Source organism: Acidimicrobiales bacterium (assembly GCA_036270875.1).
In the GTDB taxonomy this organism is placed as follows: Bacteria; Actinomycetota; Acidimicrobiia; order Acidimicrobiales; family AC-9; genus AC-9.
In genome coordinates this window covers 1-17,387 of the sequence record DATBBR010000047.1, presented here as the reverse complement: position 1 = coordinate 17,387, position 17,387 = coordinate 1, and the positions used below count along the sequence as shown (strand labels likewise).

Genomic DNA, 17,387 nt, shown 5'->3' with positions numbered 1-17,387 from the left:
TCCCGGACGCCGCAAGTACCGGCCCCGTAGCCGACACGACGCCAGCTGGCGTGCGATGCTCGGTTACTCTCCCTCCGCCGCGTCGCCAGGGCGAGCCGCAGGAGGGTACGTGACCCAGGCCAACGAGTACCGACAGCACCGCTTCGTCCGCCCGTCAGGGGCGACCGAGCTGCTGCTCGTCCGGCACGGGGAGTCCGAGCCGGCCCGTCCGGACGAGCCGTTCCCCATGGTGGACGGCCAGGGCGACCCCGGCCTGCACCCCGAAGGTTACGAGCAGGCGCAACGGGTCGCCGGGCGGCTCCAAGCGGAGGGCATCGCCGCCATCTACGTCACGAACCTGCGCCGGACGGTCCAGACGGCGGCGCCCCTGGCCGAGCGCCTCGGGCTGTCTCCGATCGTGGAGCCCGACCTGCGAGAGGTGCACCTCGGGGAATGGGAGGGCGGCGCCCTACGCCGCCATGTCGCCGAGGGAAACCCCCTCCTGCAGCGAGTGTTCGCTGAGCAGCGGTGGGACCTCATCCCCGGCGCCGAGCCCGCTGACGCGTTCGCCGCCCGGGTCCGGGCCGCGATCGAGCGGATCGCCGAGCGCCACCACGATCAATGTGTCGCGGTGTTCAGCCATGGCGGGACGATCGGCCGGATCCTGGCCCAGGCGTGCGGGTCGGGCGCCCTCGCGTTCACCGGATCGGACAATGGCGCCATCTCCCACCTCGTCGTGACCGGAGACCGCTGGGTCATCCGCTGCTACAACGACGCCGGCCATCTCCGTCCCGCGTTCAGCACCCTGTCCGAGCCGCTCACCTGACCACGACGGTGCCGACCATGTTGATGTGGATGGTGCAGCGGTAGTTGTAGACGCCCGGCGTGTTGAAGGTGTGGAAGTAGGTGCCCGCGACCTTCGTCGAGCTGTGGAAGGTGTCGAAGGTCACGTTGTGGGGGACCTGACCGTCGTCCCACTTCCACTCGACGGTCTGACCGGCGTTGATGGCGACCACCGACGGCGCAAAGCTGGTGTTGATGAGCGTGACCGTCGCCGCCACCGGCCCGGTTGCCGGCGGGGAATCCGGCGATCCGGAGGCCGACTGGACCGGGACGTTCTGGGCCGACGAGCAGGCCGCCGTCGCCACCAGGGCGCACGTGGCAGCCATCAGTGCCAGCCGGTTACCGATCATCGCCTCATCCTCCCAGGCCCATGTCCAGAGTGAGTTCCCGGTCCCGCTGACTCAGGTCGGCTGGTCCGGGCCAGCGCGGGACTCTAGCCACCGCCTCAACCCGGCCGCGTTCGAGTGGACCCCGTTGAGCGTCTCCAGCTTCTCCCGCTGGACCGGGTCGACCATCTCGAGGTCGGCGCCGAAGGCGTGGGCGAGGGCGTCGGCGATGTCCCGGCCCTCCCGCCAGGCCCGCTCCGCCTCGTCGGCCCACGCCCTGAGCGTGACCTCCGCCTCGGCGAGCAGGTCCTGCGGATCCGACAGGACGCCGTAGTGGGCCAACGCCAGCGCCGCGGGCCGACGCTCGGCGAAGCGATGGAGCGAGTGGAGGGCCTGGTCGAGGTCGAAATCGGGTGGCGGCGCGGCCGGACGCAGCACGCCCGCGTCAGGTAGGCGCACACCGACCGCGTCACCGGCGAAGAGGATGCCGCTCCGGGAGTCGTGAAGGCCCAGGTGGTGCCGGGCGTGGCCGGGTGAGTCGATGGCCGTGAGAACTCGACCGTCGCCAACCTGGATGGCCTCACCGTCGGCCAGGACATGGATCCGCTCCGAGGGAGTCGGGTCGAGTCGACCGTAGAGGGAATCGAGGAGGTCGCCGTAGACGCGAGCGGCCGAGTCGACCAGCCGAGCCGGGTCGACCAGGTGACGGGCGCCCTTCTCGTGCACGTAGACGGTCGCCCGCGGGAAGGCCTTGGCCACGTCGCCCACCCCGCCGGCGTGATCGAGGTGGATGTGGGTGACGGCGACGCCAGCCAGGTCGTCAGCAGCCATCCCGAGCTCGTCCAGCGCGGCGAGGAGGACGGGAACCGAGCTCTGGCTGCCGGTCTCCACCAGGACCGGCGCGGGCCCGTCGACCAGGTAGCCCGCGGTCACGCGATCCCAGCCTCCGAGCCGCGTGTCGATCTCGGTCACCCCGGGCACGATGGTGGTCGCCACGGCCATTGACGTTAGCGTGGCTCGTCTCGGTGCTCGAACGACGACGGTGGCCGCTCGAGAAGCCTTACTTGGCCTCCGTCGAGTCCTGGCTGGGGCGCCCGGACAGACACTGAGCCGCGCTCACCAGCGACATGTGCGTGAAGGCCTGGGGGAAGTTGCCGACCTGACGCCCCGCCTTGGTGTCGTACTCCTCGGCAAGGAGGCCCAGGTCGTTAGCCAGTCCGAGCAGCCGCTCGAAGAGGGCCCGTCCCTCGTCTTCCCGGCCGCTGAGCGCCAGGTTCTCCGCCAGCCAGAACGAGCAGGGAAGAAAGGCGCCCTCACCACCGGTCAGCCCGTCGACGTGGGAGGCGCTGTCAGCCTTGTAACGGAGGACGAGGCCGTCGACCAGCAGCTGGCGCGAGATGGCGTCCATCGTCGCGGTCACCCGCGGGTCGGTCGCCGGCAGGAATCCCACGAGCGGCATCATCAGCACGCTGGCGTCGAGCTCGTCGCCTCCGTAGTACTGGGTGAATGCCCCCACCTCGGCGTTCCAACCCTTGGCGCACACCTCGTCGTGGATCTCCTGGCGCAGGGCTCGCCACTTGTCGACCGGACCCTCGACCCGAACGAAGCGCTCGACGCTCTTGACAGCTCGGTCCATGGCCACCCACGCCATCACCTTGGAATGGGTGAAGTGGCGCCGTGGCCCGCGCATCTCCCAGATGCCGTCGTCGGGCTCACGCCAGCCCGACTCGAGGAACTCCATCAGCTTGAGCTGGAGGTCCCACGCCGCAGGCACCGGATCGATGTCGCGCTCGCGGGCGAGGTAGAGCGCGTCCATGACCTCGCCGTAGACGTCCAGCTGGAACTGGTCGGAGGCGGCGTTCCCCACGCGAACCGGGCTCGATCCTTCGTACCCGGGCAGCCAGGGAACCTCGAACTCGGTGAGGCGCCGCTCTCCCGCCGGCCCGTACATGATCTGGAGGTCGGACGGGTCGCCGGCCACCGCCCGCAGGAGCCAGTCCCGCCAGGACTCGGCCTCTTCGATGTAGCCCGCAACCATGAGCGAGTCGAGGGTGAGGGTGGCATCTCTGAGCCAGCAGTAGCGGTAGTCCCAGTTGCGGATCCCTCCCAGCTGCTCGGGAAGCGACGTGGTCGCGGCGGCCACGATGCCGCCGGTGGGCTCGTAGGTGAGCGCCTTGAGGGTGAGAAGGGAGCGACCGACCGCCTCACCCCAGTCACCCTCGTACGTGCACCGGTCGGACCACTCCTGCCAGTACTGCTCGGTCTCCTGAACGACGTAGGGGGCGTCGGACGGGCGCGGCGGCGACTCGTGCGACGGGTAGGAGGTGAACATGAAAGGGACCCGCTGGCCCTCGTGGACCGAGAAGTCGGCCACCGTGGTGAACTTCTCGCCCCGCGTGTGCAGCGGGGTCCAGAGACACACCGCATCGGGCCCGGCGGTGGCGACCAGCCGCCCGTCGACGCGGCGGACCCACGGCATCACGCTCCCGTAGTCGAATCGGATCACCAGGTCCATGCGCATCTCGACGCGCCCCTTGACTCCCTCCACCAGGCGGGTCACCTCGGGATACTGCTCACGTACGGGCATGCAGTCGACCACGCGGGCCGTGCCTTCGTCGGTGTCGAACTCTGTCTCGAGAACCAGTGAGTCGCCCCGGTACCGGCGACGGGTGGCACGCACCGGACCCACCGGAGCTATCCGCCAGTAGCCGTTCTCGTCGTCACCCAACAGCTTGGCGAAGCAGGCCTGGGAGTCGAAACGGGGAAGGCACAGCCAGTCGATCGAGCCGTCGCGCCCGACGAGCGCCGCCGTATGGGTGTCGCCGATGATGCCGTAGTCCTCGATGCGCTGAGCCACTGGGCAACCTTACCGACGGCCTGGCGCCGGAGGCGGCGACGCCGCCAGCAACGAGGGACCAGCGACTCAGCCGGCGCAGGCTCCCGTGCCGCTCGAGCTGGTCGTCGCCTCGGCCTGATGGACTCTGGTGTTCACTCCCGGAGACGCGAGGGCGTAGCCGATGTTGGGGTCCGCCGCCGAGCGGGAGAAGACCACTCCGATGACGGTGCCGTCCGGCTCGACCAGCGGACCTCCGGAGTTGCCGGGGCGAACGACCGACTGGAGCTCGTAGACGGGGCGCGTGGTGAGCCCTTGGCCGTAGATGTCGCGACCGGTGGCATCGAACTCCTGCAACACGCCTGCCGGCTCGACGTCGAAGGGCCCACCCCCCGGATAGCCGAGCACGGCCCCCTGGGTGCCTCGACCCACGTTGGTGCCCAGCAGGTTCAAGGGGGGATCGGCGAGCCCGGTCGTGCGCAGCACAGCGAGATCGAAGGAAGGGTCGAACAGGACAGGCACGCTGCGGTGCGACCCGGCGCGGTCGTAGACCCTCGGGCTGAGGATGCCGGCGACGACGTGGGCGTTGGTCACCACGAGGTTCGGCGCCACGACGAAGCCGGAGCCCTCCTGGATCTGCCCGCACCCGACGCCTTGGATCTTCACGGTGGATGGCGCCGCGGCCAAGGTCGCCGCTCGCAGCGCCGGAGCCGTCGGCAGCGTGACGGGGCCCGTGCTGGCGGGCGGCAGCTGGGCGAAGACGGTGGGGAAGCCCCCGGTGTTGATGAGCCGCTGGATGCGGGCGAACACCGAGGGCGCCGGAGGCAGGACCCCGTCCAGTGCCCCGAGGATCGCGGAACCCCGGATCTCCGAGCTCAGGCGGGGGGCCGGGGCGCTGACGAGGATGCTGGCCACGAGCCACGAGGCGAGCAGCGTGGCGACGAATGCGATCACGGCGCCGAGACCAGCGTCGGCCGCGGCCAGCCGGGCCCGGTGGAGCACGCGCCAGAGGCGGACGCCGAAGACGCGGCCGATGCCGCCGAGGATCGCCGCCAGCCCGAAGACGACGACCAGGGAGATGGCGGCCTTGGCGACCGAGCCGGACACTGCGTTGGCCACCGTGGGCGCCAGCAGCGCGCCGAGGAACAGCCCCAACCAGAAGCCGCCGAACGACAGCACCTGGATGGCGGCGCCGAGCCGGACCCCGTGGACGATCGAGGCAACCAGGAGAACCAGGAGGACGATGTCGACGAGATTCACAGGAAGGCCATGGGGGGCATGGTGGCGGCGAGGGTAAACCGTCTCGAGGTCCTGGAGGGCATCGCCCGCCTGTGGGCCCGGCCCACCCAGGCGCGTCGTGAACGCTGCCTATATTCGCCACGCTCGCCCGTCGTTCCTCGGGTTCCGGGCCGAAACCCACCTCCGAGGGCCCCCCACCTGCCCCGACGGCCCGGTACCGGCCGGGTGGGATGCTGGTCCCATGGTCGTGGTCCCGGACGCCCGCTTCGAGGAGCTGGTGGCCGAGGCCCTCGATGGTCTCCCGGGCGAGCTGGGCCGGGCCATGGACAATGTCTCGGTCTTCGTGGAGGAGCGGTCGCGCCGGGGCAACCTGCTCGGGCTGTACGAAGGCATTCCCCTCACCCAGCGCGCCTCGGGCTATTCCGGCATGGTCATGCCCGACCGGATCACCATCTTCCGCCAGCCCATCTGTGCCGTCTGCGAGACCGAGGCCGAGGTCGTCCAGCAGGTTCGCCGCACGGTCGTGCACGAGGTCGCCCACCACTTCGGCATCGACGACGCCAGGCTCGCCCAGCTGGGTTGGGACTGAGCTCTTGGGATCGGGGCTGGTCGACCCAGCCTCAGCTCACGAGACCAGTCCGGTCGGGCAGCTGACGCCCGTGCCTCCGATGCCGCAGTAGCCGTAGGGATTCTTGGCCAGGTACTGCTGGTGGTAGTCCTCGGCGTAATAGAAGGCCGGGGCCTCGCGGATCTCGGTCGTGATCTGGCCGTGCCCAGCCGCGGTCAGCACCTCCTGGTACGCGTCCCTCGAGCTCTCGGCCGCCTTCTCCTGGGCCGGAGAATAGGTGTAGATCGCCGAGCGGTACTGGGTGCCGACGTCGTTGCCCTGGCGCATTCCCTGGGTCGGGTCATGGTTCTCCCAGAAGATCCGCAACATCGCCTCGTAGCTGGTTCGCTTCGGGTCGAAGACGACCAGCACCACCTCGTCGTGGCCGGTACGTCCCGAGCAGACCTCCTCGTAGGTGGGGTTGGGAGTGAAGCCCCCGGCATAGCCGACCGCGGTGGTAAAGACCCCGTCGGCCTCCCAGAACGCCCTCTCCGCCCCCCAGAAGCAACCCATGCCGAACACGGCCTGCTCCAGATCCTCGGGAAACGGAGGCTCGAGCGGGTTGCCGTTGACGAAATGGCGGTCGGGTACCTGCATCTGCGCCGGTCTCCCGGCGAGGGCCTGGCTCTCGTCCGGCATGTCGGTCTTGTGCCGACCAAACAACATCGTTTGCCCCTCTCTGATGGCGGCGTCCTCGTTGAAGACAACGCCCTGGCGACCACCATCGTTCCTGGCGCGGGCCCTTCCCCGCTGCCCGGCCTTCGGTGTCAGCCGGCAGCCAGCTCCGGCATGACCTTGTCCACCACCAGCTGGACACTCTCCCAGCCGATCGCCGGATCGATCCCGCCGACGAAGGGGTGGAGGGTGACCGCCGCGTGCTCCCGGGCCAGCTTGACGCAGTCAGCGGGGGTCACGACCTGGTACTGGCCGCTGGCCCGAACGCCCGCGACATCCTCGGCCTCGACGCTCCACGACGAGCGTTGGTCGGCGTACTGCCAGCTGGCGTAGGTCTGGGCGTCGTACAGCGCGTGCTGGCCGATCTGGTGCCAGACCCGCTCCGGGTCGTCGGAGACGATGACGGCACCAGGGCCCGACGGCATCATGACGAACGGGGATCCGTAGCCGACCCGCTCGGCCTCCTCGTAATAGGCGCGGGCCAACTCGTCGTCAGCGAGGGGTGGCATGAACGGGAGATGGAACCGGGCGGCGCGGCGAGCGGAGATCTCGGCCGAGCCGCCGATCATCATGGTGGGGTGCGGACGGGTGACCGGCCGGGGCGTCACCCGGACCGTCCGACCCTGGTACTCGAAGGGTTCACCGGCCCAGGCCCGGAGCATCGTGTCCACCGCCTCTTCCACCAGCCGCCCCCGGCGGGACCGGTCCTTGGCGAACATCTCGAACTCCGACTCGCGATAGCCGAGACCAATGATGAGCACGAGACGGTTGCCCCCCGACAGGAGGTCCACAGTGGCCACCTCCTCGGCGAGCCGGAGCGGATCGTGGTACGGCACGAGCAGGGCCGCGATCGTGCAGAGGAGGTTCCTGGTCCGTCCCAGCATGCCGGCAGCCAGCGTCAGCGGCGAGCTCATGTACCCGTCGTCCACACCGTGGTGCTCGGAAAGGACGATGCCCATGAAGCCGCGGTCGTCCGCCCAGCCGACCATGTCCATGGCTTCGCGGTAGAGCTGGTCGTGCGTCGTCGCCGCAAAGGGCGGGACCCGCAGGTCGAAGCGCAGCTGGAACACGTGAATCTCCGTTCTTTCGGGCGACGGCAGGGCAAAGCTACAGTCGGATCATGACGACCATCGACCTCCCGCGGGCCCTGCACCGGGCCGAGGACGACCTCCCCTTCGTGGACACCGGCGGCGGGGTGCACCTGCAGCTGCTGCAGGTCGACGTGGAGCAGGGCCTGTGGGTCGTCAGGACCCGCTTCGAGCCCGGCACCACGATCCCCACGCACAAGCACACCGGGCCGGTGCACGCCGTGACCCTGGCCGGGAGCTGGAAGTACCTCGAGTACCCCGAGGTCAACACCCCCGGCTCCTACCTCTACGAGCCGGCCGGCTCCATCCATACCCTCACCGTCTCGAGCGAGGTGCAGGGCCTGACCGACGTGTGGTTCGCCGTCCACGGCGCCAACCTCGACCTCGACGCCGACGGCAACGTGACGTCGGTGGTCGACGCCGGCACTCTTCGCGATGGCTACTTCGCGCTGTGCGAGGCGTACGGCCTCGGCCGCCCCGACGTCATCGGCGCCTGAAGACCCCGAAGTACGGAAACGGTACGCCAACGTACCGGACGTGGCGGCGCGGCCCGTCGGCGAGCGGGTGGTGTCCTCGCTGCTGCTGGCCTCGTCGGTCAGGGCCTGGGCCGAGAGAGCGGCCGCACCCCGGGGGGCGCCGGTGGCTCCTCCGTCACGGCTGGATCGACCGCCGGCTCCGCCACCTGGTGGCGACGTTGCCACCACCACGCAGCCAGGAGCCCGAGCCCGACGCAGTTGACGAGGTCGAACGGGGCCCGCAACCGGGGCGGCGCCAGCACGAGCAGGCTGGCGGCGGTGAAGTACAGGCTCACGGCGATGAGGAGAACCGTGTTCCGCTGCCTCCGGGTCACGACCAGTCCGGCGATGCCTCCCACCGTGAAGAGGTAGAACTCCGGCAATGCCCAGTGGCGCACCGTGATGTTGCGCCCGTCGAGGCGCTCGGCCGAGTCACCGGTGGTCGGTACGAGCTCGAACCAGGCCTTGCTGTTCGAGCCGAGGACGTTGAACACGTAGAGCGGATTGTGCTCGATGCCGGAGATGCCGCGGTCGGTCAGCGTTCGGCTCCACTTCACCTCGTCGAACTGCAGGAGCCGGAGGTCCTGGAACCGTGGGTCATACACGGGATCGACGAAGCCACCGCTCTGCTGGGCCTGGGTGGAGTACATGGCAGCCAGGTTGAAGCCGTTGGACGTGAACGTCACCGGCGAGCCCAGCTGGATCTCGTTGCGGATGACCCACCCCGCGAAGAGCAGGGCGACCACGCCCAGGAAGTAGAGCGCCCGGCGCCAACCCACCGTCCACCACAGCCACAGCGCGGCGACGACCGCGAGGCCCTGGGCGCTGGGGCGGGTGAGGATGAGCACACCGGAGGTCAGGCCGGCCAGCAGGGGCCGTCGCTCGACGAGCAGCAGCAGGGTCCCGGCCAGCAGGACCATCGACAGCGACTCGGTGAGCAGCATCACGTCGTTGGCCACCAGGGGGAGGTAGACGGCGACCGCCAGGCCGGCGACCACGCCGGCCACCGGACCGGCCAGACGACGGGCCAGACGCTCGGTGAGGAGCACGGCGGCCACGCCGGTGATGAGACTGAGCGCCTGCCCGGCACCGACGGAGGTCCCGAAGACGAAGAACCAGAAGCCCAGGAGCAGCGGGTAGACAGGCGGACGGAAGGCCGAGGGATGCGGAGCCAGAGCGGGGAAGCCCATCTCCAGGCCCTTGCCATGGGCGACGTTCCAGGCCAGCTCGGAGTACTGGCCGGCGTCACTGATGGGGTGGTAGCCGGGAATGGCGAGCTTCCAGTACGCCACCCGGGCGACCACTGCGATCAGCACGAGCAGCGCCGTGCGTCGCCATCCGGTCAGCCACGACGGGTACGCGCTGGCGGCCGTGGTCGCCAACCTTGGGCTCGAGGTCGTCACCGATCTCCCGAGAGCATCGGGATCAGCGCCCGCGCCAGCTCGGCGAGCGAGCCCACGTGGGCGTGGTCGGTGCCGGGGCACCATCGGTACGGATCGAGGTGAACCGGGCGGAGACCAGCTGCTCGGGCGCCGTTCACGTCGAAGTGCACGGTGTCACCCACGTAGATGCAGTCGTCCGGTGGGAGGCCCAGCGCGTCGAGCGCGATGCCGAAGATCGCCGGATCCGGCTTTTCCACCCCGACCACGTCGGAGTCCACCACCACCGCGACCTGGGCGGCGGCGCCGCCGTCCGCGGTGCAGATCCGATGCTCGGCCAACTGCTGCTCCATGGTCCCCGTGGCGTTCGACACGACCGCCAACCGGTAGCCGGCCGCCTGCAGATGGAGAAGGGTCTCCGCCGCATCGGGGACCGGTACCCACGGAAGGCGCAGATACACCTCTTCGACGAGCGACACGGCGTGGTCGAGGCGGTCGTCGGCCACACCGGCAACCCGAGCCAGCACACGGTCGACGACGGGCCAATCCGGGCTGCCGAGGCGATCGACCTCGCGCATGCACGCGTAGTGCGCCCGCCGGCACGTCTCGTCATCCGGGGTCTCGCCGAGGGGCGCCAGCGCACGCCGCAGCTCGGCCGGATCGGGAAGCAGCAGGACCCCGCCGGCGTCGAGCAGGACCGCCTCGACCGGGCCGTCGCTCAATCGCACGGACAGAACCTAGTGGCGGACGTGGGCGGCGTGGCCGCAGCGACGAAGGTCGTCGGCTGCCCGCCCGCCGTGCCCCCCGAACGAGCTCCTACCGGTGGCTACGAGGCGCGTCGGCGGTCCGGAGCCAGCTCGCGGTAGCGGAAGCCTTTCGGGCAGCAGAGACAGACACCCAGCTCGCGCCCCGTTGACCCGTCGTTGGCGACGACCGAGAACCGGACCAGCTCGGAGTGACAGCGTTCACATCTCACGATGGTGACGGTAGGCCCCATTCCTGACGATTGGCTGACGCGCAGTGAACGAGTTTCTGACGAAGACGGACGAAGACCGACGAAGCTGACGCCACGGGAGTGGTCCGGGCGTCGGCCGAATGCAGTCCCTGGCGCGGGGAGTCTGGCTACCCTGGGGTTCCGTGGGGCGAGGGGCCAGGTGCCTGAACGGCCACGAGGTGAGGCCGGGCAACCGGTTCTGCACCGAGTGCGGAGCTCGCATGGCCGGTCGCTGTGTGAGAGGGCACGAGGTTCATCCCGGCAACCGCTTCTGCACCGAGTGCGGAGAGCGGATGCCGGGTCGGTGCGCCAACGGCCACGAGGTCGATCCCGGGAATCGGTTCTGCACCGAGTGTGGGTTGGCGATGCAGGCTCGGTGCGTCAACGGCCACGAGGTTCATCCCGGCAACCGCTTCTGCACCGAGTGTGGAGAACGAATGCCGGGTCGGTGCGCCAACGGTCACGAGGTGGCGGCTGGCAACCGGTTCTGCACGCAGTGCGGGTTGGGCATGCCCGCCCTCTGTCCGAACGGTCACGACGTGGACGCCGCCCACCTGTACTGCACCCAGTGCGGGGTGCCGATGCCGGGGCTCTGTCCGAACGGGCACGTGGTCCAGCCCGCCCAGCGGTACTGCACGGTATGCGGCATCGGGCTGCTCGGGCTGGCCTCTGGTCCCCTCGCGCTGCCACGAGGCCCAGACCCGGCTCTCGTCCCGATCGACGGCCCGACCGACGATGGCTCCCATAGCGGGACGCCACAACCCCCGGCGATCATGCCGCGGGGAGCCCGACACGCCGGCAGCGGCTCCACCAGGCGGCGGCGACCCCGGAGAACGCCCGGACGCTCGCTGGCGATGGTCGTGGCAGGCGTCGCCCACCTGCTGGTGGTCGGGGGCGCCGGGATCAGACGCCGGTCGGCAGGGCCTGGGCGGCCACCGCCGCCCGAACCTCGTCCATTGCCTTGGTCAGCTCATCCAGGGTCGTGAGCTCCCGTCCGACGAGGGCGGTGAGCAACCGCTCCACCGGAACGGCGACCGAGGCGTCCACCTCGGAGGCCAAGCCCCAGATCTCCAGGAGGGGGTCAATGACGCGACTGGCCGAGATGACCGGATCGCGCGAACTGAGGAAGTCGTCGATCCTCTGGTCCAAGAGACGAATGGTCTGCTCCACCACGCACTGACCTCCTCGTTCGTCGGGGAGTTACCTGACCCTCTCGCAGGACTCCATTGTGACTGACGCGAACCGCTTTGCGCGGGCAACACGGAGTAGTCGACGGTTCATTCCCGGACTAGTTCTTCCCCGGCGTCAGGCCGATGAACCGAGCCGGACGGCGATCATCGAGTGGCGGAAGTCACAAGCGAGCCGCGACGCCCGCCGCCCCCATCGGCTAGAAGGTGGCCCGGTGCCCGTCGAATCGGGCCGAGGTCAGCCCTTTCCCGGTGGGCAGGACCGACCAGCCATACTTTGCTTCGATGTCCGACCACGGCGAGGTGGCCACCCCGGGCTCGACAGGCTCCCCAGCCGAGACCCCCGTCGAGCGCCGGTTCGACTACGACCGGACGGTGGCGCTCAGCGACGGCGTGTTCGCCATCGCCCTGACCCTGCTCGTGCTCAACATCAGCGCTCCGGTGCTGGGGCCGGGGCACGAGGGGGTGCTCGGGGGGCGTCTGCTCGACCACGGGCAGGAGTACTTCTCGTACGCGCTGGGCTTCGCCGTGATCGGGCTGCTGTGGATCCGTCACCACATCTTCTTTCGCGGGATCGACCACATCGACACGGGGCTCACGGTGATCAATCTCGTCTACCTCGGCCTGGTGGCGTTCCTGCCCTTCCCTACGAGGATCCTCGGGTTGTACGGGCAGGAGCCCGCAGCCGTCGTCCTGTACGCGACGACCGTGGCCTTGGTCTCCGTCGTCGCCAGGATCATGGTCGTCCACGCCATGCGGGCGGGGCTGCTGTCGGACGCAGGCCGCCGGGAGGTCCGGCGCCGGCAGCACTGGGTGATCGTTCCCATCGTGTTCCTGGTCTCGATACCGATCTCCTTCGTGAGCACGAGCGCCGCCCTGTACTGCTGGGCGCTGCTCCTCGTCCTGCCCATCGTCTTTCGGCGCGTCGCAGCGCGGACCTAGCGCCGGGACGCGAGCAGCTCCGCCATCCCGTCGACACTGTCGACCATGAGGTCGGTTAGCCTGCGATGCGATGGCTGTATTCACCGATGCCGAGCTTCAGTACCTCGCTGGCCAGCGACTCGCCCGGCTGGCCACCGCATCGGCGGACGGGCAACCTGACGTGTCGGCAGTGGGGTTCTCCGTCGACGGGGACACGATCGTGTCCGGTGGCCTGGACCTGACCAAGACCGTGCGCTACCGCCACGTGCAGGGCAACCCGAGGGCCACGGTGGTGGTGGACGATCTGGCGAGCATCGACCCATGGCGTCCTCGCGGCGTGAAGGTCCGCGGCGGGGTGACGCTCGAGGACGATGGCGGCAAGCCCCGCATCCGGATCCACCCCGACACCGTCTGGAGCTGGGGGATCAACGAGAGTGCGCCCAAGCGCTTCGCCGGGATCGAGAAGCGGCGCGTGACCTGATCGATCCCCCAGGGCGGTCCCGCTGAGCCGGCCGGCTGCGCCCCGTCTCGATGCTCGTCGTTCCCCCTTTTGTCGAAATCGGGCGCGGCCGCCGGGCCGAAGACGGCAGCTTTCGACCAAAGGTGGAACAAGCGGAGATGACGCCGGCGGCGGTCACTGTGGGATGCGAGCGGGGTCACCCGGGATTTCCGGGGCGATCATGTTCGGATCGGCGGGTCGCCGAGCGATGATCTGGCGTGAGCGCTCGGGACGAGCCCGGTGAGGTCGACGCGGTGGTGGCGATCTACCGACATGCCCTACCGCAGGTGCACGGGTACCTGCTGCCGCGGTGCGGGAGCGTCTCGGTCGCCGAGGACCTGACCGCCGAGACGTTCGAGGCGGCCGTCGCCGCCAACCGGCGGGAGAACCCACCGGTGCTCACCGTGGCCTGGTTGATCGGCGTGGCCCGCCACAAGCTGGTCGACCACTGGCGTCGCGTAGGCCGCGAAGAACGAGGCGTCGCCATCGCCGAGGTCGGCTGCGACGGGGTCGATGACCCGTGGCAACACCATTTCGACACGGAAGCGGCATACGCCGCGCTGGCACAACTGTCGGCTCACCACCGGGCCGTGCTCACCCTCCGCTACCTCGACGGGCTGCCCGTTGCCGAGGTGGCTGCGGTGGTGGACCGAAGCGTGCACGCCACCGAGACGCTCCTTATGCGCGCCAAGGCGGCGCTGCGTCGCGTCTATCGGGAGGAAGAGGGCAACTGATGTCCGATCCAATCGATCCACTCGACGACCTTCGGCTGCCGATCGTCCCAGTCGAACCCCGGCCCGGGTTCGCCGCCGCGCTGCTGCGACGGATCGCGGACCAGGAGGAGCCGGCATCGCAGGCCAGCGCGACCGTCCGCTACTTCGTCGACGATCTGGACGCTGCCGTCGACTTCTACCGGGACCTGCTCGGCTTCGAGGAGGAACTGCGACCCTCGCCGTCGTTCGCCATGCTCTATCGGGGCGACCTGCGCCTGCTGCTCAGCGTGCCCGGCGAGCCGCACACCATGCCCGACGGGACACTGCCTGAGCCCGGTGGCTGGAACCGCATCTCCCTGCACGTATCAGGCCTTGACGTCATCGTCGCTGATCTCCGAGAGCGGGGGGCTCGCTTCCGCAACGACATCAGCGTCGGAGTCGGCGTTCGACTTGTCCTGGTCGTGGACCCCGCAGGGAACCTGATCGAGCTGTTCGAGCCCCTCGCCGGCTACCACGAGCGGGCGACGAGCCCCGTTCGATAGCCAGAGAGCGCCTACCAGGAGAGGAGATCCCATGACAACCACGACCGTGCGGTACTTCGTCGACGATCTGGACGCTGCGGTCGATTTCTACAGGGACATGCTCGGCTTCGAGGAGGAACTGCGGCCGTCGCCGTCGTTCGCCATGCTCTACCGCGGCGACCTCCGTCTGCTGCTCAGCGTGCCGGGCGGCGGTGGCGGCGGAGGCGCGGCCCTGTCCGATGGAACAGTGCCGGAGGCGGGCGGCTGGAACCGCTTCGCCCTACAGGTCGCCGACCTCGAGGCCACCGTCACGGAGCTGCGCGCCAAGGGAGCCGGTTTTCGCAACGACATCGTCACCGGTGTCGGCGTCAAGCAGATCCTGCTCCAGGATCCCGCCGGGAACCTGATCGAGCTGTTCCAACCGCTCGCCGCCTATCACGAGCGGCCGCAGCCGACCGCGGGGTGATTCCCCGGGCACTGGTGCGCCGTGCGTCGGGCGGCCTGCCGGGGCAGACTGAGGGAGGGGTCACGATTGGCTCCTGGCCTGCAGGCGGGAGAGGAGAAGCCATGACCACGAAGGCGGACTTCACGGCGGAGGAGTGGGCGCTGGTGCTGGAAGCGCCACCGAGCGCCGGGATCATCGTCGTCACAGCACAGCGCGGCGGGACCCTCCGCGAGACCGTCGCAATGGCGAAGGCCTACGGCGAAGCGCGCCGCTTGCACGGCGAGAGTGAGCTGCTCGACGAGATCGTGGCGGCCAAGCCTGAACGTGACCACTCGCGCTACCACTCGGTCGAGGAGCTCAAGCAACACGGTCTACAGCATCTTCGAGACGCCATCGGCCTCCTGGAGCAGAAGGCGTCCCCGCAGGAGGTCGAGGACTACCGGCGCTTCATCATGAACCTGGCTACCACGGTGGCGCATGCGCACCGCGAGAGTGGGCAGGAGGTGGGGGAAGCCGAGCAGGCGGCTCTCGACGACATCGCCGGGAGCCTCGGTGGGAGCTCGGGCACAGCCACGGCCGGCGCCAGTTGACGTCGAGATACCCAATGGCACGCGAGGGCTGGATCGCGACCGCCCGAACTCTCGAAGGGGCTCCTGCGCTTGCGGTCTGACAGCGCCGTACCAAACGATCGATGATGGCGCTATGGAGCTGGCAACCCTTCAGGAGCTCATGGCGCAGACCTATGGACGCCGAGACGAAGCGCGAGGCGTCAGCGCCACATTGGCGTGGCTGACAGAGGAGCTGGGCGAGCTCGCCAGGTCCGTACGGAAGGGTGACCGGCAGGAGCAGCTGCACGAGATGGGCGACGTGCTGGCGTGGTTGGCATCTCTGGCCAACCAGCTGGACCTCTCCTTGGACGAGGCCGCTGCTCGGTACCACGACGGGTGTCCGAAGTGTGGTCGACGGCCCTGTCGCTGTCCGTAGCCGACCCGATGGCCGCTTCCGGGTCCCGCCTGCAGATCCCCGGGCAGGCTGTGGGAGCCTGGAGATATGAGCACCGCCAAGCGCAGGCGTCAGCGAACGAACCGCCAGGCCCGCCGGGAGGCCGAGCGGCCGGTTCCGGTGGTCACCGACGCCGATCTGGCCGGCCTGTTGGCAGATGTCACCGTTCGCGACGACTGCGAGCACGCCGTCACCAGAGCCACGGCGGACGGCATCGTGCTCCTCCGCTGTACCGTGGGCGCCGCCGTGCCCGGCGGCTGCCCCCGGGACTGCGCGAGCTTCGAACGGCGACGGGTGGGTGGCCTCGGGCTCTGAGCGCTCAAGCCGCTGGACCGGTCGCCAGGGTGACGCTCGCCGTGTGCTGCTGGCCAGCGCCGTCGACCCAGCCGAGCTGCACCTTGTCGCCCGGGTGGTTGCCCTGCATCAAGTTGGAGAGCGTCGTTGCGGAGTCGACGGTCTGCCCGCCGAGCGACACGATCTCGTCACCAGCGGTCAAGCCTGCTTGCTGGGCCGGCGACCCGGACTCGACTCCGATCACAAGGGCCCCGGAGCTCGATGACCCACCGGAGGAGCCGGAGGAAGCCGGGAACTCGACGCCCAGGAAGGCGGCGGAGCCGATGTGCACTGTGGCCGATGAACGACCCGCTTCGATCTGCTTGGCGATCGTCGATGCCTGGTTGATGGGGATGGCGAACGCCTGACTACCGCCGGACTGGAACCGGAACCCGCTCGAAGCGGCAGTGTCGATAGCTATCACCTGGCCCGACGAGTTGACCAGGGGGCCACCGGAGTCACCGGGCTGGATCGGGGCATTCGTCTCGAAGAGGCCGGTCAACTGCTCCGAGCTACCGCCGCCCTGGTCGCTGGCGGTGATCGACTGGCCGAGGCCGGTGACGGTTCCAGTGACGACGCTGGGAGTCCCCCCGGTGCCGCCGGCATTGCCGACCGCGGTCACCGCATCTCCGACGGCGACCTTCGTGGAGTTCCCGAGGGCGACCGTCTTGAGCCCCGATGCTCCCTTGAGCTGGAGGACTGCGATGTCATCGGTCTTGTCGGTACCGACAACGGTCGCGGCGTAGGTACGGCCGTTGCCGACGTCGGTGACATTGACGCTCGTGGCTCCGGCGACTACGTGATTGTTGGTGAGAACCGCACCCGACGAGCTGAGCACGATCCCGGTTCCGGCGGCGCGGCCACCCTGGAGACCGAGCGTCGTGTTCACGTCCACGACGCCCTGGTCGACCGCTGCTGCGGTCGAGCCTCCGTTACTCGTCGCCGCGCTGGTGGTCGACCCTGTGTGGCGGACCAACACAGCCCTGCCCACTCCGAGACTGCCCACGATGACGAGCCCGACCGCCGCGGCGGTGAGGGCAAGTACGTAGGAGTGACGTCTCCTCGGCGGAGGTGGAGCCGGATACCAGCCCGCGGGGGGACCCCAGACACCCGAGCCGCCGTTATCGTCGCCCCCAGCGGCCGCGTCGTCTGGCGGTTGCTCTGTGCGCTGGGCGTGCACCGGGGCAGTCAAGGTGCCCAGTGGCGCCCCCCCCTGCTCCGGCGTTTCCGATGATGGATGCAGTTCGGACATGGCGCTTTCCCTGCCTTACCGGCCTCTGATGTGGCT

At 69.4% G+C, this 17,387-nt stretch carries 22 protein-coding genes; 11 read left to right on the top strand and 11 right to left on the bottom strand.

Going from position 1 to position 17,387, the window contains the following annotated elements:
- Window positions 1-805 (top strand): histidine phosphatase family protein (locus VH112_05410; GenBank protein ID HEX4539665.1); only part of this gene is annotated, 805 nt, incomplete at its 5' end.
- On the opposite strand, the gene VH112_05405 is transcribed toward VH112_05410, so the two are convergent.
- The 4 genes from VH112_05405 to VH112_05390 form a co-directional block, all read right to left on the bottom strand.
- Entirely contained in the window at window positions 798-1,172 is a 375-nt protein-coding gene (locus VH112_05405; GenBank protein ID HEX4539664.1) for a plastocyanin/azurin family copper-binding protein, read from the bottom strand. The genes VH112_05410 and VH112_05405 overlap by 8 nt on opposite strands.
- Window positions 1,173-1,223: 51 nt before the next feature.
- Entirely contained in the window at window positions 1,224-2,144 is a 921-nt protein-coding gene (locus tag VH112_05400; GenBank protein HEX4539663.1) for an MBL fold metallo-hydrolase, read from the bottom strand.
- A 64-nt stretch (window positions 2,145-2,208) separates the two neighbouring features.
- The gene (locus VH112_05395; protein ID HEX4539662.1) at window positions 2,209-4,005 is read right to left on the bottom strand and encodes a glycoside hydrolase family 15 protein; all 1,797 of its coding nucleotides are present in this window, start codon (window positions 4,003-4,005) and stop codon (window positions 2,209-2,211) included.
- A 66-nt stretch (window positions 4,006-4,071) separates the two neighbouring features.
- Window positions 4,072-5,241 (bottom strand): MarP family serine protease, encoded by a 1,170-nt coding sequence (locus tag VH112_05390; GenBank protein ID HEX4539661.1) that lies wholly within the window; start codon window positions 5,239-5,241, stop codon window positions 4,072-4,074.
- A gap of 220 nt (window positions 5,242-5,461) precedes the next feature.
- Between VH112_05390 and VH112_05385 the strand changes: the two genes are divergently transcribed.
- Complete coding sequence (locus VH112_05385; GenBank protein HEX4539660.1) at window positions 5,462-5,809, top strand: metallopeptidase family protein; 348 nt, start codon at window positions 5,462-5,464, stop codon at window positions 5,807-5,809.
- A 36-nt stretch (window positions 5,810-5,845) separates the two neighbouring features.
- Here the strand turns inward: VH112_05385 and msrA are convergent, their stop codons facing one another.
- Together msrA and VH112_05375 are read right to left on the bottom strand one after the other, a co-directional pair.
- Window positions 5,846-6,493, bottom strand: a complete 648-nt coding sequence (gene msrA, locus VH112_05380; GenBank protein ID HEX4539659.1) for a peptide-methionine (S)-S-oxide reductase MsrA — start codon at window positions 6,491-6,493, stop codon at window positions 5,846-5,848.
- Between the two features lie 101 nt (window positions 6,494-6,594).
- On the bottom strand, window positions 6,595-7,572 hold the full coding sequence (locus tag VH112_05375; GenBank protein ID HEX4539658.1) for an LLM class flavin-dependent oxidoreductase: 978 nt from the start codon (window positions 7,570-7,572) through the stop codon (window positions 6,595-6,597).
- A gap of 50 nt (window positions 7,573-7,622) precedes the next feature.
- On the opposite strand from VH112_05375, the gene VH112_05370 reads away from it, so the two are divergent.
- The gene (locus VH112_05370; protein ID HEX4539657.1) at window positions 7,623-8,087 is read left to right on the top strand and encodes a 2,4'-dihydroxyacetophenone dioxygenase family protein; all 465 of its coding nucleotides are present in this window, start codon (window positions 7,623-7,625) and stop codon (window positions 8,085-8,087) included.
- 98 nt (window positions 8,088-8,185) lie between these two features.
- Here the strand turns inward: VH112_05370 and VH112_05365 are convergent, their stop codons facing one another.
- The 4 genes from VH112_05365 to VH112_05350 form a co-directional block, all read right to left on the bottom strand.
- Window positions 8,186-9,508 (bottom strand): hypothetical protein, encoded by a 1,323-nt coding sequence (locus VH112_05365; GenBank protein HEX4539656.1) that lies wholly within the window; start codon window positions 9,506-9,508, stop codon window positions 8,186-8,188.
- The gene (locus tag VH112_05360; GenBank protein ID HEX4539655.1) at window positions 9,505-10,212 is read right to left on the bottom strand and encodes an HAD family hydrolase; all 708 of its coding nucleotides are present in this window, start codon (window positions 10,210-10,212) and stop codon (window positions 9,505-9,507) included. Before VH112_05360 ends, VH112_05365 begins: the two co-directional genes overlap by 4 nt.
- Window positions 10,213-10,310: 98 nt before the next feature.
- Window positions 10,311-10,460, bottom strand: a complete 150-nt coding sequence (locus VH112_05355; GenBank protein HEX4539654.1) for a hypothetical protein — start codon at window positions 10,458-10,460, stop codon at window positions 10,311-10,313.
- Between the two features lie 921 nt (window positions 10,461-11,381).
- Window positions 11,382-11,648 (bottom strand): hypothetical protein, encoded by a 267-nt coding sequence (locus VH112_05350; protein HEX4539653.1) that lies wholly within the window; start codon window positions 11,646-11,648, stop codon window positions 11,382-11,384.
- Window positions 11,649-11,950: 302 nt separating this feature from the next.
- On the opposite strand from VH112_05350, the gene VH112_05345 reads away from it, so the two are divergent.
- The 8 genes from VH112_05345 (at window position 11,951) to VH112_05310 (ending at window position 16,081) form a co-directional block, all read left to right on the top strand.
- Window positions 11,951-12,607 carry a TMEM175 family protein gene (locus tag VH112_05345; GenBank protein HEX4539652.1) on the top strand — a complete coding sequence of 219 codons (657 nt, stop codon included), beginning with the start codon at window positions 11,951-11,953 and terminating at the stop codon, window positions 12,605-12,607.
- Between the two features lie 70 nt (window positions 12,608-12,677).
- Window positions 12,678-13,067 (top strand): PPOX class F420-dependent oxidoreductase, encoded by a 390-nt coding sequence (locus VH112_05340; protein ID HEX4539651.1) that lies wholly within the window; start codon window positions 12,678-12,680, stop codon window positions 13,065-13,067.
- Window positions 13,068-13,303: 236 nt separating this feature from the next.
- The gene (locus VH112_05335) at window positions 13,304-13,819 is read left to right on the top strand and encodes a sigma-70 family RNA polymerase sigma factor (protein ID HEX4539650.1); all 516 of its coding nucleotides are present in this window, start codon (window positions 13,304-13,306) and stop codon (window positions 13,817-13,819) included.
- Window positions 13,819-14,340 (top strand): VOC family protein, encoded by a 522-nt coding sequence (locus tag VH112_05330; protein HEX4539649.1) that lies wholly within the window; start codon window positions 13,819-13,821, stop codon window positions 14,338-14,340. Before VH112_05335 ends, VH112_05330 begins: the two co-directional genes overlap by 1 nt.
- Before the next feature lie 31 nt (window positions 14,341-14,371).
- Window positions 14,372-14,785 carry a VOC family protein gene (locus tag VH112_05325; GenBank protein HEX4539648.1) on the top strand — a complete coding sequence of 138 codons (414 nt, stop codon included), beginning with the start codon at window positions 14,372-14,374 and terminating at the stop codon, window positions 14,783-14,785.
- A gap of 101 nt (window positions 14,786-14,886) precedes the next feature.
- Window positions 14,887-15,354, top strand: a complete 468-nt coding sequence (locus VH112_05320) for a hypothetical protein (protein ID HEX4539647.1) — start codon at window positions 14,887-14,889, stop codon at window positions 15,352-15,354.
- A 112-nt stretch (window positions 15,355-15,466) separates the two neighbouring features.
- Window positions 15,467-15,748, top strand: coding sequence for a MazG nucleotide pyrophosphohydrolase domain-containing protein (locus VH112_05315; GenBank protein HEX4539646.1), 282 nt, complete (start codon window positions 15,467-15,469; stop codon window positions 15,746-15,748).
- A gap of 66 nt (window positions 15,749-15,814) precedes the next feature.
- Window positions 15,815-16,081: a hypothetical protein gene (locus VH112_05310; GenBank protein ID HEX4539645.1), complete on the top strand. Its 267-nt coding sequence runs from the start codon at window positions 15,815-15,817 to the stop codon at window positions 16,079-16,081.
- A gap of 4 nt (window positions 16,082-16,085) precedes the next feature.
- On the opposite strand, the gene VH112_05305 is transcribed toward VH112_05310, so the two are convergent.
- Window positions 16,086-17,105, bottom strand: a complete 1,020-nt coding sequence (locus tag VH112_05305; GenBank protein ID HEX4539644.1) for a trypsin-like peptidase domain-containing protein — start codon at window positions 17,103-17,105, stop codon at window positions 16,086-16,088.
- Between the last annotated feature and the right edge of the window lie 282 nt (window positions 17,106-17,387).